This window comes from Xenorhabdus santafensis (assembly GCF_033949405.1).
Taxonomy (GTDB): Bacteria; Pseudomonadota; Gammaproteobacteria; order Enterobacterales; family Enterobacteriaceae; genus Xenorhabdus; species Xenorhabdus santafensis.
In genome coordinates this window covers 1-17,653 of the sequence record NZ_VCDN01000065.1, presented here as the reverse complement: position 1 = coordinate 17,653, position 17,653 = coordinate 1, and the positions used below count along the sequence as shown (strand labels likewise).

General features: G+C 49.9%; 23 protein-coding genes. All 23 read left to right on the top strand.

The window, feature by feature from the left end; genetic code table 11:
- Positions 1 to 283: lysozyme (locus FE392_RS15850; RefSeq protein WP_319931181.1), on the top strand; the 283-nt coding region annotated here is incomplete at its 5' end.
- Positions 280 to 735 (top strand): lysis protein, encoded by a 456-nt coding sequence (locus FE392_RS15845; protein WP_319931180.1) that lies wholly within the window; start codon positions 280 to 282, stop codon positions 733 to 735. The genes FE392_RS15850 and FE392_RS15845, both read left to right, overlap by 4 nt.
- Positions 736 to 737: 2 nt before the next feature.
- Positions 738 to 929, top strand: coding sequence for a Lar family restriction alleviation protein (locus FE392_RS15840; RefSeq protein ID WP_319931179.1), 192 nt, complete (start codon positions 738 to 740; stop codon positions 927 to 929).
- A gap of 889 nt (positions 930 to 1,818) precedes the next feature.
- Positions 1,819 to 2,181: an HNH endonuclease gene (locus tag FE392_RS15835; protein WP_319931178.1), complete on the top strand. Its 363-nt coding sequence runs from the start codon at positions 1,819 to 1,821 to the stop codon at positions 2,179 to 2,181.
- A 145-nt stretch (positions 2,182 to 2,326) separates the two neighbouring features.
- Positions 2,327 to 2,821 (top strand): phage terminase small subunit P27 family, encoded by a 495-nt coding sequence (locus FE392_RS15830; RefSeq protein ID WP_319931177.1) that lies wholly within the window; start codon positions 2,327 to 2,329, stop codon positions 2,819 to 2,821.
- The gene (locus FE392_RS15825; protein WP_319931176.1) at positions 2,818 to 4,548 is read left to right on the top strand and encodes a terminase large subunit; all 1,731 of its coding nucleotides are present in this window, start codon (positions 2,818 to 2,820) and stop codon (positions 4,546 to 4,548) included. Before FE392_RS15830 ends, FE392_RS15825 begins: the two co-directional genes overlap by 4 nt.
- Positions 4,549 to 4,557: 9 nt before the next feature.
- Positions 4,558 to 4,734, top strand: coding sequence for a hypothetical protein (locus FE392_RS15820; RefSeq protein WP_319931175.1), 177 nt, complete (start codon positions 4,558 to 4,560; stop codon positions 4,732 to 4,734).
- On the top strand, positions 4,734 to 5,966 hold the full coding sequence (locus FE392_RS15815; protein ID WP_319931174.1) for a phage portal protein: 1,233 nt from the start codon (positions 4,734 to 4,736) through the stop codon (positions 5,964 to 5,966). The genes FE392_RS15820 and FE392_RS15815 overlap by 1 nt, the downstream gene beginning before the upstream one ends.
- The gene (locus FE392_RS15810) at positions 5,944 to 6,594 is read left to right on the top strand and encodes an HK97 family phage prohead protease (protein ID WP_319931182.1); all 651 of its coding nucleotides are present in this window, start codon (positions 5,944 to 5,946) and stop codon (positions 6,592 to 6,594) included. Before FE392_RS15815 ends, FE392_RS15810 begins: the two co-directional genes overlap by 23 nt.
- Positions 6,595 to 6,609: 15 nt before the next feature.
- Positions 6,610 to 7,818, top strand: a complete 1,209-nt coding sequence (locus tag FE392_RS15805) for a phage major capsid protein (RefSeq protein WP_319931173.1) — start codon at positions 6,610 to 6,612, stop codon at positions 7,816 to 7,818.
- Between the two features lie 23 nt (positions 7,819 to 7,841).
- Positions 7,842 to 8,144 (top strand): head-tail connector protein, encoded by a 303-nt coding sequence (locus tag FE392_RS15800; RefSeq protein ID WP_319931172.1) that lies wholly within the window; start codon positions 7,842 to 7,844, stop codon positions 8,142 to 8,144.
- A gap of 10 nt (positions 8,145 to 8,154) precedes the next feature.
- Complete coding sequence (locus tag FE392_RS15795) at positions 8,155 to 8,481, top strand: phage head closure protein (RefSeq protein ID WP_319931171.1); 327 nt, start codon at positions 8,155 to 8,157, stop codon at positions 8,479 to 8,481.
- Positions 8,468 to 8,857, top strand: coding sequence for a hypothetical protein (locus tag FE392_RS15790; RefSeq protein ID WP_319931170.1), 390 nt, complete (start codon positions 8,468 to 8,470; stop codon positions 8,855 to 8,857). Before FE392_RS15795 ends, FE392_RS15790 begins: the two co-directional genes overlap by 14 nt.
- The gene (locus tag FE392_RS15785; protein WP_319931169.1) at positions 8,854 to 9,255 is read left to right on the top strand and encodes an HK97-gp10 family putative phage morphogenesis protein; all 402 of its coding nucleotides are present in this window, start codon (positions 8,854 to 8,856) and stop codon (positions 9,253 to 9,255) included. The genes FE392_RS15790 and FE392_RS15785 overlap by 4 nt, the downstream gene beginning before the upstream one ends.
- A 24-nt stretch (positions 9,256 to 9,279) precedes the next feature.
- Entirely contained in the window at positions 9,280 to 9,741 is a 462-nt protein-coding gene (locus FE392_RS15780; protein WP_319931168.1) for a phage tail protein, read from the top strand.
- On the top strand, positions 9,738 to 10,085 hold the full coding sequence (locus FE392_RS15775) for a phage tail protein (RefSeq protein WP_319931167.1): 348 nt from the start codon (positions 9,738 to 9,740) through the stop codon (positions 10,083 to 10,085). The genes FE392_RS15780 and FE392_RS15775 overlap by 4 nt, the downstream gene beginning before the upstream one ends.
- Positions 10,086 to 10,096: 11 nt before the next feature.
- The gene (locus FE392_RS15770; protein ID WP_319931166.1) at positions 10,097 to 10,309 is read left to right on the top strand and encodes a tail assembly chaperone; all 213 of its coding nucleotides are present in this window, start codon (positions 10,097 to 10,099) and stop codon (positions 10,307 to 10,309) included.
- 3 nt (positions 10,310 to 10,312) lie between these two features.
- On the top strand, positions 10,313 to 13,651 hold the full coding sequence (locus FE392_RS15765) for a phage tail tape measure protein (protein WP_319931165.1): 3,339 nt from the start codon (positions 10,313 to 10,315) through the stop codon (positions 13,649 to 13,651).
- Positions 13,651 to 13,983 carry a phage tail protein gene (locus tag FE392_RS15760; RefSeq protein ID WP_319931164.1) on the top strand — a complete coding sequence of 111 codons (333 nt, stop codon included), beginning with the start codon at positions 13,651 to 13,653 and terminating at the stop codon, positions 13,981 to 13,983. The genes FE392_RS15765 and FE392_RS15760 overlap by 1 nt, the downstream gene beginning before the upstream one ends.
- Positions 13,984 to 13,994: 11 nt before the next feature.
- A complete protein-coding gene (locus FE392_RS15755; protein ID WP_319931163.1) occupies positions 13,995 to 14,732 on the top strand; it encodes a phage minor tail protein L in 738 nt (245 codons plus the stop codon).
- A gap of 2 nt (positions 14,733 to 14,734) precedes the next feature.
- Positions 14,735 to 15,463 carry a C40 family peptidase gene (locus tag FE392_RS15750; RefSeq protein ID WP_319931162.1) on the top strand — a complete coding sequence of 243 codons (729 nt, stop codon included), beginning with the start codon at positions 14,735 to 14,737 and terminating at the stop codon, positions 15,461 to 15,463.
- Positions 15,460 to 16,035, top strand: a complete 576-nt coding sequence (locus FE392_RS15745; RefSeq protein ID WP_319931161.1) for a tail assembly protein — start codon at positions 15,460 to 15,462, stop codon at positions 16,033 to 16,035. The genes FE392_RS15750 and FE392_RS15745 overlap by 4 nt, the downstream gene beginning before the upstream one ends.
- 17 nt (positions 16,036 to 16,052) lie before the next feature.
- Positions 16,053 to 17,653 (top strand): TipJ family phage tail tip protein (locus FE392_RS15740; protein WP_319931160.1); only part of this gene is annotated, 1,601 nt, incomplete at its 3' end.

Below are 17,653 nucleotides of genomic sequence, written 5' to 3'. Positions count from 1 at the left end.
GCAGGCTGAAGCATTCTTACAAGATGATCTCCAACCTATTTACGCCACATTAAGACAATGGGTTACAGTTCCTTTGAATCAAGGTCAGTTCGATGCCCTGTGCTCATTTATATTCAATTGTGGCAGCGGTAACTTCTCCAGTTCTACGTTATTGAAGAAACTCAATCAAGGTGACTACACAGGCGCAGCGGCAGAGCTTTCCCGATGGAATAAAGCAGCAGGTAAGGTTATGCGTGGATTGGATAATCGCAGGGCATCTGAACGCCAGATGTTTTTATCATGAAGCTCAATGTCACCAAGGGTACGATTATTGCGTTGATGATTGCCTCAGCAGCAGCTTTCCTATACCGCTCTGGATATAAAAAGCAGCTTGGCATCAATAACGACCAGATAACTGAAATCCAGCAACTGACCGATACCATTAATTACCAGAACTCGCATATTGAAATGCTACATGAACTGGATAGCAAACACACTCAGGAACTCGCCAATGCCAAGACTGAAATCGACACTCTTCGGGCTGATGTTGCCGCTGGTCGTCGCAAGTTGCGCATCAAGGCCAATTGCCCCGTGCCTGAAACCACTCCCTCCAGCAGCGTGGTCAATGCAACCACCGTCGAACTCACTGGAGAAACTGGATCAACTGTTCTCGATATCCGAGAAGGCATCATCAACGACCGAGCAAAACTGAAGTATTTGCAGGATTATGTGAAGGCAGAGTGTGAGGAAAGATAATAATGGCAAATGAACTCAAGCCGTGTCCATTTTGTGGAAGCGAAGCTCATCACTACCCAGATGGCGATATGGAAGGGTATTCAATCCACTGCTCAAATTACTCGTGTGACATGTGTACATTTGGTTATCTGACAGCCAAAGAAGCAGAAGATACTTGGAATCAGAGAGTGGATATTTCCCCCCAGAGCAAATAATTCTAGGGTGGTGTCAGCAGCCTCCAAGACCAAGGGCTGAAATGAATGTTCATGTTAAAAATTAATAATCCTATTTTTATCAACACGAAGACTAACATTATTTGTGTGGTAGATAAGGTTTGCAAGCATATTCGTTCTGTAGATTTCTATCGTAATGCTGCGCTCATGAGGTGGTAATCTATATTCATGATACCCAACTCTTGCTAAGTATGAGCAATGAAGTTCTACATAATCATCGTTGTAACGATTTGGTTGCTGAGATGTGTGCGATTTGTAACCTATGCCAGGAATATAGCTTTCAAAACCAAGTGATATTAACCTAAAAATGACTGAACTTTTAGTTCGAGTGTTATGGTCACTACTAATGGCTCGATTTACATCTTCCCTTTCTCCTGTGTTGGGATCTACGTATAACAAGTCCTCTATATTGAACCAACTGACGCATAATGAGGTTATAAAATTGAGATTTGAAGGAATACTGATACTGTTAGGTAACGGAAAAGAAGAAGGAGGTGGTATTTTATGCTCCTTTAAAAGGCCTTTTCTAACTAAAAACTCGAAATAGTCTCTCAATGAGAGACGACCAGTAAACACCATAACCATCTCCAAAAAATAACAGATTAACTATAATCTCTACCCCCATTTCCACCACAAAACAAACGAATAAACCTTAACTATTTGTTACCTATTGAAACCAAACACAATATTTCTTTACCCATTCCCTTGAGTGGTTAAAGCAATAACTCATGCCGCCGTGTAGGACGGATCATAATTAGCAACATCCGCCGTAGGCAGACAAAGCGGTGTGACAGCAGGAGAGACGGACTGTAATGCCATCCTGATTCAGGGAATCGTGATAGCTATGAAGTAAATCTATGGAGGGCAAAACATGCCACCCCGCATCCCCAGAGCCTGCCGCATGCAAGGTTGCCCCAAGACCACCATTAACCGCAGTGGCTACTGTACTGACCACCAGCACACAGGCTGGCAATCTCACCAGCAAGGCAAAAGCCGACATGAACGCGGCTATGGCAGCCAATGGGATAAGCTACGGACAACAGTGAAACAACGTGACAAAAACTTATGCCAGCAATGTTTACGGGAGAGCCGTTCCGTCACAGGCACCACTGTAGACCACATCACACCGAAAGCCCATGGCGGAACGGATGCGATATCGAATCTGGAATTGTTGTGTTGGCCTTGCCATCGACGCAAAACCGCCACGGAGCGATTACGGTTGCGAACAAGATAGGGGAGGGGCGGGTCAAATCTCTGCCACTCTTGCCCCAAGGGACTGCCACCTTGGGGCTTTTTTTATCTCCGCGAAAAATGAAATTTAAATCCGATACCTTTTTACCCCCTCTTTTACTGTTTTTGAATCACGGGAGGTGTTGTGTATGGCGGGAACCGCGAGGAAATCAGGTCGTCGCCCCAAGCCAACGGCACGCAAGGAACTGGCGGGCAACCCGGGCAAGCGCAAATTGAACCGGGATGAACCGAGCTTTACGCCACTGGCGAGTGTTTCACCTCCAGACTGGTTTGCCGACAATGACATGTCGCTGGCCGTGGTGATGTGGGAGCTGACCAGCAAAGAATTATGTACGCAAGGGTTACTTTGCGTCACGGATCTCGCAGCATTGGAACGCTGGTGTGTGGCTTACCAGTTCTGGCGAAATGCTGTAATAAATATCGCCCGGCAAGGGAATACGGTCACCGGTGCAACGGGTGGGCCAATTAAAAACCCGGAGCTGACGGCCAAAAAAGAGCAGCAGTCTGAAATGGATACCACCGGCTCAATGTTGGGATTAGATCCGAGCAGTCGTCAGCGCCTGATTGGGGCGGCAGGTCAGGCCAAAACGGACAATCCGTTTATGAGGATGATTTCATCATGAGCCGTAAATCCTATCCGAATGTCAATGCGGCGAACCAATATGTTCGTGATGTCGTGCGCGGCAAAATTGAAGTCGGTCGTTATGTCAGGGAAGCCTGTCAGCGGCATCTGGATAATCTGCATCAGGAAAAGAATAACCAGTTCAACTACCGGTTTGATAAGGATCTAGCAGAACGTGCCGCGAAATTTATCCAGCTACTACCGCACACCAAAGGTGAATGGGCGTTTAAGCGGATGCCGATCACGCTGGAACCGTGGCAACTGTTTATTGTCTGTTCGGTCTTTGGCTGGATACATAAAGGCAGCCGGTTACGCCGCTTTCGCGAGGTGTACACCGAAATTCCCCGTAAAAATGGCAAGTCGGCGATTTCGGCGGGTGTGGCACTCTATTGTTTTACTTGTGATGACGAGTTTGGGGCGGAAGTCTATTCCGGTGCCACGACCGAGAAACAGGCGTGGGAGGTGTTCCGGCCAGCGCGATTGATGTGCAAGCGTACTTCAATGTTGGTGGAGGCATTCGGGATTGAAGTCAATGCTGCCAATCTGAATCGCCCGGCGGATGGGGCACGTTTCGAGCCGCTGATTGGTAACCCCGGTGACGGGCAGTCCCCCAGTTGCGCGATTGTGGACGAATACCATGAGCATGATACCGACGACCTGTACACCACGATGCTGACGGGGATGGGGGCACGGCGTCAGCCGCTGATGTGGGCGATCACCACCGCTGGTTACAACATTGAAGGCCCGTGTTATGACAAGCGGCGCGAAGTGGTTGAGATGCTGTCCGGCAATGTACCCAACGAGGAGCTGTTCGGGGTGGTCTATACCGTGGATGAGGGGGATGATTGGACTTCACCGGCGGTATTACGAAAAGCCAATCCCAATATGGGCATCTCAGTTTATGCTGATTTTTTACTGAGTCAGCAACAACGCGCTCTGAATAACCCGCGTTTAGCCAGCGTCTTTAAAACCAAGCACTTGAATATCTGGGTGTCTGCGCGGGAGGCTTACTTCAATATGGTGAACTGGAAACAGTGCGAAGATACCTCACTGACACTGGAGCAATTTGAGGGCCAGCCTTGTTTTCTGGCTTTTGACCTAGCCCGCAAGTTGGATATGAATAGTATGGCGAGGCTTTTTTCGCGTGATATCGATGGCAAGCGCCATTTTTACAGTGTTGCCCCGCGTTTCTGGGTGCCGTATGAGACGGTTTACAGCGTGGAGCAAAATGAGAACCGCCGTAGTGCAGAACGTTTTCAGAAATGGGTGGAAATGGGATTGTTGACCATCACAGAAGGTGCCGAGGTGGATTACCGCTACATCCTTGAAGAAGCCAAACTTGCCTGCCATCTGAATCCGGTCAATGAAGCCCCGATTGATCCCTTTGGGGCAACGGGTTTATCTCATGCGCTGGCGGATGAGGGAATTAATCCGATCATCATTACCCAGAATTTCACTCATATGAGTGATCCGATGAAAGAGTTGGAGGCCGCCATCCAATCCGGGCGTTTCCACCATGACGGTCATCCGATTATGTCTTGGTGTATCAGCAATGTCGTCGGGAAAACGATGGGGGGCAATGATGACATTGTGCGGCCCATCAAAGAGCATAAAGACAGCAAAATTGATGGCGCGGTGGCGCTGATTATGGCGATGGGGCGGGCTATTTTGCACGAAGAACCCAGTCTTTCAGATCATTTGCTCTCCTACGGTGTTCGCTCACTCTAAGGTCTTTTCATGAAAATATTCATTGTGGCAGCCCTGCTAATCGGGCTGGCGGGCGGTGCTTTACTGTCTTATGGCGCATGGCTGCTGTTACCTGCCGCCGGATTTATAGTGCTTGGTGTGTTGTGCCTCGGCTGGTCGTATCTGGTTTCACGCATGTTGAGCCAAAAATCCGATAAGGAGGCTTGATGTTTTTCCCCGGGTTATTTCGCAAATCCGCTGAGCTCATGACCTCCCGTGATTTAAGTGAACTGATTGGTCTTTCCTATGACACTTACAGCGGACGGCGGGTCAGTCCGCAGTTAGCCATGCAGCTCACCGCCGTGTTCAGTTGTGTTCGGGTACTGGCGGAATCGGTCGGTATGTTGCCCTGTTCGCTGTATGAACAGTTAGAACGAGGTAACCGTCGTGCCGTTAACGAACGGCTGCATAAACTGTTGTCAATCAAACCCAATAATTACATGACCCCACAGGAATTCTGGGAGTTGCTGATTGCCAGCTTGTGCTTGCGGGGGAATTTCTACGCTTACAAAGTCAAGGTACTGGGGGAAGTGGTGGAATTACTGCCGATCGATCCGGGTGCCGTCGTTCCCAAATTGAACCGTGGCTGGCAGCCGGAATATCAGGTGATCTTCCCGAGCGGAGAAAGTCGGACACTAACACAGGAGGAACTCTGGCATGTGCGCATTTTTACTCTGGATGGTTTAACTGGATTAAGTCCCATAACCTACGCCCGGCAAGCCATCGGGTTAGGGCTGGCGACCGAAGAGCATGGATCACGATTATTCGGTAATGGCGCCGTCACCAGTGGCGTACTGCAAACGGATCAGGCATTGAAAGACGAGGCGTATAAACGCTTGAAGGCAGATTTTGAAGCTCGTCATCAGGGGTTGGTCAATGCCCACAAGCCGATGATTTTGGAGATGGGGCTGCAATGGAAGCAAATCAGCTTATCCGCCGAAGATGCGCAGTTTCTGGAAACCCGTAAGTTTCAGCTTGAGGAAATCTGCCGCATCTTTCGGGTGCCGCTGCACATGGTGCAGAACACCGACCGGGCCACCTTTAACAATATAGAAAATCTGGGGATCGGCTTTATCAACTACTCGCTGGTGCCGTACCTCACCCGGATTGAACAGCGCATTAATGCCGGATTGGTTAAGACCTCTAAACAGGGGCGATTCTACGCCAAATTCAACACGGGTGCGTTATTGCGTGGAGATATGAAATCCCGTTTTGAAGCCTATGCCACCGGTATTAACTGGGGTATTTACGCGCCGAACGAATGTCGGGAACTGGAAGAACTCAACCCGCGCGAGGGTGGTGATATTTATCTTACGCCGATGAACATGACCACGAAACCTGAACATGCTCAGAAGCCAGAGGGAGAAACCCATGCCGATGATGACCAAGCAACGATTTGATATGCCCCTGAAGATTAAATCTGTCAGTGATTCCGGCGAGTTTGAAGGGTATGGCTCGGTATTCGGACTGAAAGACAGTACCGATGATATCGTTTTGCCCGGTGCGTTTGCCAATACGCTGAAACAATGGGGAGAAAAAGGCAGCTTACCTGCCTTGCTTTGGCAGCACAGGATGGATGAACCCATTGGTATCTATACCGAAATGAAAGAAGACGAAACCGGGCTGTACCTCAAGGGGCGATTGCTGATTGAGGATGATCCGCTGGCAAGACGGGCACACGCCCATATGAAAGCGGGGTCACTCTCCGGCTTGTCCATCGGTTATGTGCTGAAAGATTGGGAATATGACCGAACCAAAGCGTCTTTTCTACTCAAGGATCTCGATTTATGGGAAGTGAGCTTAGTGACCTTTCCCGCCAACGATGAGGCTCGAGTGAGCAACGTTAAATCGGTTTTTGCCCGCGGCGATATTCCTAATCCCAGCCATATTGAACGCGTCCTGCGCGATGTTGGACTCTCGCGCTCTCAGGCAAAGACATTTATGGCTGAGGGCTATGAGGCACTGTCTCTGCGTGACGCTGAAACGGTGTCTGCATTGAATGCACTGAAATCCTTAAATTTTAAATAACACGGAGTTTATTTCATGACTGTAGAAATCAAAGACGTCCAGCAAGTCGCGCAGGAAATTCAGCAACGTTTTGACGAGTTCCGGCAGAAGAATGACCAGCGCATTGAGGCGATTGAGGCGGAAAAAGGCAAACTGGCCGGGCAGGTGGAAAACTTGAACGGCAAACTCAGCGAGCTGGATACCCTGAAAACCGCGCTGGAAGAAGAACTGGCTGGGTTGAAACGTCCGGTAGGTGGTAGTAGCAAGGCAGTCAGTGAGCATAAAACCGCATTTGCTCAATTTATCCGCAAGGGGCGCGAAGACGGGCTGGCAGAACTGGAGCAAAAAGCGATGCAGACCACGACCGATCCTGAAGGCGGTTATGCCGTGCCGGAAGAGCTGGACCGCAATATCATCAATGCCCTGAAAGACGAAGTGGTGATGCGTACTGAGTGTAATGTGGTGTCGGTCGGTAACCCCAACTTCAAGCGATTGATCAATCAGGGTGGCACCAACAGTGGCTGGGTCGGTGAAACCGATGAGCGTCCGGAAACCAAAACATCGAAGCTGGCGCCAATCGAACCGACATGGGGTGAAATTTACGGCAACCCAGCCGCCACCCAGACCATGCTGGATGATGCCTTTTTCGATGTGGAAGCCTTTATCTCGTCTGAACTGACACAGGAGTTTGCCGAGCAGGAGGAAAGTGCATTTACCCACGGTGACGGCAAGAACAAGCCAAAAGGTTTACTGGCGTATGACAGTGAAGCACAGGACGACAAGAACCGTAAATGGGGTACGTTGCAACACCTACTGCTGAAAAAGCCGACCGAGGTGACGGCAGACGAAATCCTGAAATTGATTTACAGCCTGCGCAAGCCGTATCGTAACGGGGCGAAGTTTATGATGAACAACAACCTGCTGTTTCAGATACGCACTCTAAAAGACAGTCAAGGCAACTACCTGTGGCAGCCGGGTCTGCAATTAGGTCAGCCCTCTGCTTTGCTGGGCTACGGTATCGCAGAAAACGAACAGTTTGCGGATTTGGGTGTTGGTGTCGTGCCGGTGGCGTTCGGTAACTTTAAACGCTGCTACACCATCTTAGATCGCATGGGGGTGCGCATGCTGCGTGATCCGTACACCCACAAGCCGTTTATTCACTTCTACACTACCAAACGGGTCGGTTCTTTGCTGGTGGACAGCAATGCCGTGAAACTGCTGAAAGCACCAGAAAGCAAGGCGTGATCACCGTATTATCAGGAGATGACATGTCTTTTCCCACGCTTGATTTGCTCCGGCAGCAATGTCGTATCGACAGTGATAACCACACCGAAGATAACTTATTAGACACCTACGCTCGTGCCGCCATTAAACGAGCCGAAAGCTATCTCAACCGTCGCTTGTATGAGAACGCGGTGCCGAAGGAGGATCAGGACGGCCTGTTAGCGACCGATGATGTGGCACTGGCGATTATGCTGGCGGTCGGCTACTGGTATGAAAACCGGGAGGCACAATCTTTACCCACCGGATTCAAAGCGTTGCTGGAACCCTACCGATTTATTCCGCTATAGGAGAATGCCAATGAAAACTGGCTCACTTCGCTATCGTATTAAACTGTTTCGCCCTGTAAAAAACCGAGATGACTTGGGTGCTGAAATCATTGGGCGGGAATATGTCACTGAAACATGGGCACGAGCGGAAGCCCTGTCCAACCGGAAAATCCGCACTGCTGATCAGCAGCAAGTGATCGAAGTGCAACAATTTACAGTTAGGCCAAGAAAGGACGTTGAACCTCATTGGTTGGTTGAACATCAAGGCCGACTGTTTACCATTCGTATAGTGGACCGCAACCGCACCGACCGTGCTGTTATCACCACGGAGGCGTATGTGCACCATGATAGAACCTGAACTTAAAGCCGATTTAGAACGGCTAACGAACCTGCCGGTTTATCCACTGATATTGCCTTCTACGGTATTAGAGGGAGTGACCTATCAGCGCATCAGCGATCCCCGATTCAACATTGGGTTGGCGGCCTCGCCATTAATCGAAGCGCGTTTCCAAATCAGCATTATGTTGCTGAACGATTACACCAAGGCCTTGCGACTGGAAGCGAAAATCCGTTCCGCATGGGAATCCGTGCAGCATAGCAGGCTTGGTCGTTACCCGGTACAAACTGTTTCACGCGGGATGTTGCAACAGGAAGCGGAAGAGCTGACGGAAAATCGCAAGCGTTACCGTATCACCCGGGACTTTATCATCACTTACACGGAGAACTCGGTATGATCACAGCACAAACGGTAGGATGGGCAGAACTAGGACGCAAATTGCAAACGTTGGACAGTGACCTCCAGACCCAAATCCTGCGCAAGGCCGGGAAGACCGCAATGAATATTGTGAAAGAAGATATGGCCACCCACGCGGGTTATGACCGGAAAAGTGATGGCCCCCATATGCGGGATGCCATTCGGATTCGTTCAACAAAATCGAAGAAATACAAGGGTGGGGTGATGATCAGCGTTGGCCCCACCCAACCCCATCGTATGAAAGCACTGGCGCAGGAAATGGGCACGATTAAGCAAGTGCCGAAACCCTTTATTCGCCCAGCGCTGGACTACAACAAAACCGCCGTGATGAAGGTGCTTGCACAGGAAATCCGCGATGCCTTGTCCGGTTACCATTAATAACTTCTATTGGAGTCTTACACGATGCCAACCTCCCCTGAATATGCCGTTTTACCTGCGGGTACGGTGGTCAAATTTGGTAAGCCCGGCGACACCGTGGATCAGATGAAAGCGCTAATTAACTGTAAGGCACTGGGTGCGACCGGACTGACCGGCAGCTTCATTGACTGCACCACGTTGATGGATACCAATAAACAGTTTATTTCCGATATGCCGGAGGGGCCGGAAAAATCATTGGGTTTTATTGATGACCCGGAGAATGTTGATTTTACCGCATTCCTGAATGCCGCCGAGCAGCGCGAAACCGTGCAGTTTTACATTGCTCTGCCGAATAAGCGTACCGCTACGATGGTGCTGGCATTGTCCGGTTGGGAAATGAACGACATTAATGCCCCGGCGAGTGAAGTGATCCAAATCACCGTCAAAGGCAAACTAAACAACCTCGTTTGGGGTATTACAGATAAGAAAACAGGAATGAACCAATGAAAGCACTGAAAGCGTCCTTACTTACTCCTCGTCCGCAAATTAAAGCGGTGGAACTTTTTGGTACGCAAATCAACCTGCGCCGGATGACGGCACTGGAATTACTGGAACTGGAAGAAAAAACGGAAAAGTTAAGTGATGCTGGAGACGGACGCGAAGCTTCTCGTCTGAATATCCAAATGGTGTTGGATTGTCTGGTGGATGATAAGGGGAAATCCATTGATAAGGTTGGCCTGCCCACCGCAGAAGAGTTGATGGCCATCCACGATAACGCCACCCTGATTGAAGCAATTCAGACCGTGAAACGTCACTCCATCGGCACACTGGAGGACGCCGAAAAAAACTGATTCACTCGCCGTTGCTGCATTTTGCCTTCACGTTAGCTGAACAGCTCGGCGAAATCGATCCCTATCGCATCCTGTCTCTGCCTGCATCTACGCTTAACAAGTGGCAGGCTTATTACCGATTGAAAAACCGTAAACAATCAGGCTGTCCGCCTGTTGCACACGTATCTTCACCCCGTGATATGGTGCAGACGCAGTGCGATGCGGTCATGAAACTCTTGGGTTAAATCATGGCAAATCTCTCCACATTAACTGTTGGCCTTCTGGTCAATGCCACCTCGTTTCGCACCCAAATCACCGACGCTTACCGTCACGCAGGACGAGAGTCAGAACGATTTGCTGGCAAAGCCAAAAACGACGCCAAAAAGGTGGAGTCCGCTTACCAGTCCATGGGCAAGCAGATTAAATCGGTCGCCGGTCAATTGGCCGTCATGTCCGGTGTCGGCTTTTCGCTGGGATCTATCCTGATGACCACCCGCAAATACGGACAGGCGCTGTCTGACTTGTCCGCCATTACTGGAGCCACTGGCGCGCAGTTAAAGCAACTGGATTATGCTGCGCAACAATTGGGGCGAACCACCGAGTTTGGGGCTGCCCGGATTGCCGGTGCCCTGAAACTCATGGCGTCCGCCAAACCGGAGCTGTTGAAAAGCACCACGGCTCTGGCGCAATCCACGGAAAAAGCCGTCATTCTGGCGCAGGCCTCCGGTATTGATTTGCCCGATGCCACCAAAGCGCTGGCGCTGTCATTGAACCAATTTGGCGTCTCTGCGGCAGAGGCCGATCGCTACATCAACGTATTAGCCGCCGGGGCGAAATATGGCGCGTCAGAAATCAATGAAACAGCCGAAGCCATCAAGAACGGTGGCACGATGGCGGCACAGGCATCGGTCAGTTTTGAAGAGCTCAATGCGGTGATCCAGATACTGGCGGCCGGTGGAATTAAGGGGGCTGAAGCAGGTACCGCCATTCGTAACGTGATTCTGGCACTGGAGAAATCCACCGATAAAAAACTCAAGCCGTCTGTTGTCGGGTTGGGGGACGCACTTGATCATCTCAAAAGCAAAAAGCTGTCCACGGCGGAGGCGGCGAAGTTGTTCGGGCGAGCGAATGTGAGTGCGGCCTCTCAGTTGATGATCGGTCGGGGCAGGCTGGATAAATTAAAGCAATCACTGACCGGCACACAAGTTGCTTATGAACAAGCCGGGGACAGAGCCAAGAATCTCAGTGCTGATCTGGATGTATTGAGTAGCGCCTTTGAGGGGATAGCCATCAAAGTCGGGCAGAGCGCCGACGGACCGTTGCGATCGGGCGTCCAAAGTGCCACCCGTGCCATTAATACGCTATCAGAAAACTTTAATCTGGTGGCGAACGTTGCCCTGTATACCTTGATGCCCATTTTGGCGACCAAGATGACCGCCGGGTTACGGGAAAATGTCAATGCATGGCGGGCGACCGAAAAAGCGACCCGTGATACCGCCAAACAGCAGGCAGAAACCGCAAGGCGCACTATTGAGCAGGCGAATGCCACGATTCATTCAACGGAAGCGCAACACAAGCATATTAAATATCTCGAGAGCACCAATCGCCAGCACGGAATTTACGTCAATTATGCCAAGGATAAAAATGCCTTATTCAGGCAAGAGACTGAGGCGTTCAAACAAAGGGAAAAAGCCACGAAAGCGCTGGAAGTGGCTAATCGCCGGCTTTCTTTCTCCTATCAGGCGCTGTCCAGCACCGTGGGTTTTGCTCGTGGTGCATGGGCTATGATTGGAGGGCCTCTTGGAGCGGCGATGCTGGCAGGATCTGCCGTGTTGTATTTTAGTAATAGCGTTAGAGAAGCAAAGGCTAAAGTTGATAGCTTAAAAGGATCACTAGTAGAGACCATTGCACAGTTGCAACAATTGTCAAAAATAAAACTAGAAATCCGCATGGATGACATCAAAGAGGATATTCGGGTTTTAGAAAAGGAGCAAAAAAGGCTTTATGGTGAATCAGTAAGGTACTCCCAAAAACGACAATCCAACATGGCGGATATACAGGGTAGTGGGTTAGGGTTTCTTGTGGATTGGTTTGATGAAAGCCCTGCTGAATACGAAAAGAAACGCCGTAAAAACCAAGGAGACTTGGAAGATATAGCAAAAGATCTTGCAGCAAAAAAAGAAAGCCTCAGAAATGCGGAATCTGTTTTATCAAGTGGTAAATACAATCAGCCTCCTCAATCAGAATCCAATAATGACAATCCATGGACAGGAGGAGGTTCGGGCGATGATGATAAAGGTAAACAAGGAAAGCAATCTCTTAATCTGTATCTGCAATTGCGCAAGGAGATTGAACAAACTCACGCAACCAGCTTGGGGCGCATCATTTTAAGCGAGCGGGAAACCCAGAAAAAACTCTATGAAGTGGGCAAATCCGGTGTGGTTTCCCAGAATGAAATTCTTCGCTTGACCACCCTGAATGCTGAAAACCACCAAAAACAGCGCATGGCGCTGGCAGAAAAATACGCCCCGGTACAAGCGCTTACCCGTCAGGAGAAAGAAGCCAACCAGGAACTCAAGGCCATTTATGATGCACGGTTGCTGACAGAGCAAGAGTACCTGTCAGCCAGCAAGGCAATTTACCAAACCTCCGTCAAAGAAAAACTGATCGAGCAGGCGAAGCAGATTACTGCTCCGCGCCTTGATATCGCAGGGGACGTTGACCCATTAGTCCAATTGAAAAACCAGTTAACCGAACAGACGGCACTTTATGACGCCTATTACCAAAATGGGATTATTCAGAAAGAACGTTATGAGCAACTGGTTGCTGCCGCCAGTACGCGTTCCAAAGATACACAGCTTGCGGCGGCCAAGGAGCTGTACGGCGCACAGGGCGATTTCCAAAAAATACAAATGAATTTGCTGGATGTGGTTGAGCAGCGGTCAGGCAATGCCTTGAGCGGGATGCTGATGGGCACTAAGTCATTCTCGGAATCTATGAAGGAGCTCTCGGCATCGCTGGCGCAATCCATCATTCAGGATTTGGTGCGTATTGCCATGCAGTCACTGATAACCAAAGCGATCTCCGGTTTCTTTGGGGGAACGACGGGAGGAATGGGAGCCAGCGCATTACCCTCAGCGGGAGGTGGTCTGTCTTCGGTAGGCTCTGGTACAACGATGGGTCCGGATGTCTGGAAGAGCCCGATCATGAATGCGAAAGGTGGTGTTTATCAATCTGCGGATTTAAGTCAGTACAGCGGGCAAATTGTCAGCAGCCCGACTTTGTTTAAGTTTGCTAAAGGCGGCGGGGTGATGGGAGAAGCAGGGCCAGAAGCGATCTTGCCCTTAAAACGTGGCACTGACGGTAAGCTGGGTGTGCAGGCCACCAGCAATTCGGGCAACCAAACTTTCAATACGGTTCATATTGTGATCCATACCGATGGTACCCACGACACGAAAACCTCCCGTGGTATGGAGTCTGCCGGGCAGGATATTGCGAAGTTCGTCGATCAGCGCTTCAAATTTTTGCTGCATAAAAGTTTAAATCAAGGCGGTGAACTCAGTGTGGCGATTAAAGGAGGCCGATAATGATAAAAACGTTTGATTTCCCTGCCAGGATCGGTGCGGTCGGGGAGTTTGAACCGATTGTACGTTCTGTCCAGTTTGGTGATGGTTATAAACAAACTTCAGGCGAGGGGATCAACGCGCAACGCGAAAGCTGGCCGTTGTCTTTTGTCGGTGCACTGTCTGACATACAACCGATTATGGTTTTTCTACGTGAACATCAGGGCTGGCGCTCATTCAAATGGCGTAACCCGTTATCGGAGCTGGGGCTATATCAGGCAGGAAAATTCAATATTCAAGCCAATGGCGCTTATTTCACGCTTTCAGTGACTTTCACTCGTATCTATCACCCCTAAGAGATTTTACTATGACAATCAATGCAACTCTCCAGCAACTTGAACCGGGGAGCAAAGTCTTATTGTTTACTGTTGACGGTTCAGCGTTTGGTGGGCCAGAGCTGTATTTTCACAATCACCCTATCGCTTACACCGAGGCCGAACTGGAAAATGCCGGGAATTTGCCGATGAAATCCCTCTGGTGGCAGGGTGTTGAATATAAACCGTGGCCCGTCAGCATCGAAGGGCTGGAAGTCACCAGTGATGGTCGGGCGGTGACACCGACTCTTAATGTGGCCAATCTGGATGGCACGCTCAGTGCGCTGTGTTTGGCTTATCAAAACATGGTACAAGCGCGTGTCACGATCCGCATGACCTTTGCGCATTATCTCGATGCCCGCAATTTCCCCAACGGAAATCCTCAAGCCGATCCAACACAGGAAAAAGTCAATGTTTTCTACATCGACAATAAAACTCAGGAAGATAATGAAAGTATCCAGTTTTCCCTCTCTTCTCCCGCCGATTTACAGGGCATTAAAATCCCGACACGGCAAATTCACAGCCTGTGCACGTGGTGCATTCGCGGACAATACCGAAAATCGCCATGTGGCTATACCGGAACCCGCTATTTTGATGAAAGCGGCTATCCGACCGATGACCCGGCGAAAGACAGCTGTGGAGGGCTAATGAGTGATTGCAAAAAACGCTTTGGTGGCACGGAACAATTGCCTTTTGGCGGTTTCCCCGGTTCGGCGCTGCTGAGGCGATGACCATGAAAATCCTGCGAAAACATACTATCAGAGCCATCATGGCACATGCCCGAGCTGTCTACCCGAATGAATGCTGCGGGCTGGTCATTCAACAGAGCCGTCGGCAGAGCTACCTTCCTTGTCGCAATACCGCATCGTCACCCACTGAACAATTCATTATTCATCCTGAAGATTATTTAGCGGCTGAAGACCAAGGCACGATTGTTGCCATTGTTCACAGCCATCCCGATGCAACGACACAACCGAGCCAGTTGGATATTGCCCAATGTGATCTGTCACAAATGCCTTGGGTGATTGTTTCGTGGCCGGAAGGGGATATCCGTACCCTGATGCCAATGGAAGGCATTAAGCCATTAATTGGCCGTCCGTTCGTGCATGGTATTTGGGATTGTTATGCCATCGTACGTGATTGGTACAAGTTAGAACGGGCTATTGAACTCCCTGATTTTGAACGCTCCGATAGCTGGTGGGTTCGGGGCGAAAACCTGTATATGAAACACTATACTGCTGCCGGATTTATAGCGTGTCGGGGCAAATTACAGGCAGGAGATGTCATCATTATGCAGGTACAGGCTAATGAGCCCAATCATGCCGGTGTTTATTTGGGGGACGGGCTAATGTTGCACCATTTGTACGGGCAGCTCAGTAAGCGAGAACCCTACCATGGTTACTGGCAGGAACGCACCATTATTACGCTACGCCATTCTCTTTCGATTGAGATTATCGCATGAATACACTTCGCACTATCCGGTTATACGGCGTACTTGGTGCTCGCTTCGGGCGGATACATCAACTGGCTGTTTCTACCCCACAGGAAGCGATTCGGGCGTTATCTGTCTTGATTGACGGTTTTGAACGTTTTCTATTAACAGCAAAAGAGCGTGGATTCACCTTCGCCGTGTTCAACGGTAAACGTAATCTTCAACATGACGAATTGACCTTTCCCGGTGAAGGCGATATCCGCATTGCGCCGGTGATTATTGGCAGCAAAAAAGCGGGAATTTTTCAGACGATACTCGGTGCTGTAATGGTAGTTGCCGGGGCGTTTTTATGGGCTACCCCGTTTGGGGCACCGATGATCATGTCCGGTGTTGGCATGATGTTGGGCGGTGTGGTGCAAATGCTGTCGCCAATGCCGGGTGGGTTGGCCCGACGTGAAGACCCTGACAATAAACCATCCTATGCATTCGGTAGTCCGGTGAATACCGTTGCACAAGGTAACCCTGTCCCCATCGGCTACGGTAGGCGCCGTATTGGCGGTGCCATCATTTCAGCGGGTATTTACGCGGAAGATCAGCAATAACGTTCTGAGGATAAAATATGGAAAAGCAGCCCATTCAAGGTAATAAAGGTGGGCGTCAGCAACCGCGCGCTCCCGTGGAAGCTCCTGACTCCTTACAATCCACTTCTTATACCAAAATCATCCTTGCCCTTGGTGAAGGGGAGTTTGCGGGAGAGCTGGATGGCAGTCGTATTTTTTTGGATAACACGCCGCTGGTTGGTTCCGGCGGCAGACCCAATTTTGAAGGAGTGAAGTGGGAATTTCGCCCCGGTACTCCCCATCAGACGTACATCCCTGGTATGCCAGCGGTCGAAAATGCTCGAACAATCAGCGCTGAATTAATCAACACATGGATGACAACGGTGACCGATACTCAGCTGTCGGCGGTGCGTCTGCGACTGTCGTGGCCCCAATTACAGAGGCAAAAAGAGAACGGGGACACGGTGGGCCACCGTATTGAATATGCTATTGACCTTGCCATTGATGGCGGTGCTTTTGAGGAAATTCTGAAAACCGCAGTGGATGGCAAAACTACCACCAAATACGAACGTTCCCATCGGGTGGATTTACCTAAGGCCTATTCGGGGTGGCAGGTGCGCCTTCGACGGTTGACACCAAAACAGAACAGCAATCGAATCGCAGATACCATGGTGGTGGAGGCCATCACCGAGGTCATAGACGTCAAATTAAGCTACCCAGAAACGGCTCTGTTATTTGTTCAGTTTGATGCCAAACAGTTTCGTAATATCCCACAAATCACTTGCGAACCCAAAATGCGCATCATTCGAGTGCCACGTAATTATTCTTTGGAACGACGTCGTCGTATTTATTATGGCGACTGGGATGGCACCTTCAAATGGGCATGGAGCGATAATCCGGCATGGGTGTTGTATGACCTGATGATCAATGATCGGTTCAGCATAGGTACCCGGATGAAAGCGGAAAATCTGAATCTGGCAAAATGGGATTTGTATAGCATCGCTCAATATTGTGATCAGATGGTACCGGATGGTGAAGGCGGTGAAGAGCCACGTTTCACTTGCAATGTTTATATCCAGTCACAGGAAGACGCTTGGGCTGTGTTGCGTGACATTGCGGGGATCTTCCGGGGCATGACTTTCTGGGCTAATAATAACATGAACGTGCTGGCGGACATGCCCCGAGACATGGATTATCTCTTTACCTGTGCCAATGTACGTGACGGCAAATTTACTTATTCCAGCAGCAGTGAGAAAACCCATTATTCCACGGCCATGGTGAGCTGGTCTGATCCACAGAACGGCTATCAGGATGCTATTGAACCCGTGTTTGAACACCGCTTGATACGCCGCTACGGTATTCGGCAGGCTGACATCACCGCCATCGGTTGTACCAGCCAAAGTGAAGCCATCCGGCGTGGCAAATGGGTGTTGCACACCAATGAATTTGACCGAACAGTCAACTTCACTGTTGGACTGGAGGGGAGCATTCCCTTGCCGGGCTACCTTATTTGTGTATCGGATAATTTACTGTCAGGGGCAGGAAGGAGTGGGCGTATTCAGGAGATGTCGAGGCGATATACTATTACCTTGGATCGGATACCATTGGCAAAAGAGAGAGATTGGCTGGTTATCAACCTGCCGTCAGGTAAGGTAAGAAG

What these genes read in the sequence shown, in the direction of transcription:
- FE392_RS15775 (WP_319931167.1), top strand. Translation starts at nt 9,738, where the DNA reads ATGAAAGCACTGAAAGCGTCCTTACTTACTCCTCGTCCGCAAATTAAA.
- FE392_RS15835 (WP_319931178.1), top strand. Translation starts at nt 1,819, where the DNA reads ATGCCACCCCGCATCCCCAGAGCCTGCCGCATGCAAGGTTGCCCCAAG.
- FE392_RS15745 (WP_319931161.1), top strand. Translation starts at nt 15,460, where the DNA reads ATGAATACACTTCGCACTATCCGGTTATACGGCGTACTTGGTGCTCGC.
- FE392_RS15760 (WP_319931164.1), top strand. Translation starts at nt 13,651, where the DNA reads ATGATAAAAACGTTTGATTTCCCTGCCAGGATCGGTGCGGTCGGGGAG.
- FE392_RS15830 (WP_319931177.1), top strand. Translation starts at nt 2,327, where the DNA reads ATGGCGGGAACCGCGAGGAAATCAGGTCGTCGCCCCAAGCCAACGGCA.
- FE392_RS15820 (WP_319931175.1), top strand. Translation starts at nt 4,558, where the DNA reads ATGAAAATATTCATTGTGGCAGCCCTGCTAATCGGGCTGGCGGGCGGT.
- FE392_RS15795 (WP_319931171.1), top strand. Translation starts at nt 8,155, where the DNA reads ATGAAAACTGGCTCACTTCGCTATCGTATTAAACTGTTTCGCCCTGTA.
- FE392_RS15785 (WP_319931169.1), top strand. Translation starts at nt 8,854, where the DNA reads ATGATCACAGCACAAACGGTAGGATGGGCAGAACTAGGACGCAAATTG.
- FE392_RS15810 (WP_319931182.1), top strand. Translation starts at nt 5,944, where the DNA reads ATGATGACCAAGCAACGATTTGATATGCCCCTGAAGATTAAATCTGTC.
- FE392_RS15845 (WP_319931180.1), top strand. Translation starts at nt 280, where the DNA reads ATGAAGCTCAATGTCACCAAGGGTACGATTATTGCGTTGATGATTGCC.
- FE392_RS15815 (WP_319931174.1), top strand. Translation starts at nt 4,734, where the DNA reads ATGTTTTTCCCCGGGTTATTTCGCAAATCCGCTGAGCTCATGACCTCC.
- FE392_RS15755 (WP_319931163.1), top strand. Translation starts at nt 13,995, where the DNA reads ATGACAATCAATGCAACTCTCCAGCAACTTGAACCGGGGAGCAAAGTC.
- FE392_RS15790 (WP_319931170.1), top strand. Translation starts at nt 8,468, where the DNA reads ATGATAGAACCTGAACTTAAAGCCGATTTAGAACGGCTAACGAACCTG.
- FE392_RS15800 (WP_319931172.1), top strand. Translation starts at nt 7,842, where the DNA reads ATGTCTTTTCCCACGCTTGATTTGCTCCGGCAGCAATGTCGTATCGAC.
- FE392_RS15780 (WP_319931168.1), top strand. Translation starts at nt 9,280, where the DNA reads ATGCCAACCTCCCCTGAATATGCCGTTTTACCTGCGGGTACGGTGGTC.
- FE392_RS15765 (WP_319931165.1), top strand. Translation starts at nt 10,313, where the DNA reads ATGGCAAATCTCTCCACATTAACTGTTGGCCTTCTGGTCAATGCCACC.
- FE392_RS15750 (WP_319931162.1), top strand. Translation starts at nt 14,735, where the DNA reads ATGAAAATCCTGCGAAAACATACTATCAGAGCCATCATGGCACATGCC.
- FE392_RS15840 (WP_319931179.1), top strand. Translation starts at nt 738, where the DNA reads ATGGCAAATGAACTCAAGCCGTGTCCATTTTGTGGAAGCGAAGCTCAT.
- FE392_RS15805 (WP_319931173.1), top strand. Translation starts at nt 6,610, where the DNA reads ATGACTGTAGAAATCAAAGACGTCCAGCAAGTCGCGCAGGAAATTCAG.
- FE392_RS15825 (WP_319931176.1), top strand. Translation starts at nt 2,818, where the DNA reads ATGAGCCGTAAATCCTATCCGAATGTCAATGCGGCGAACCAATATGTT.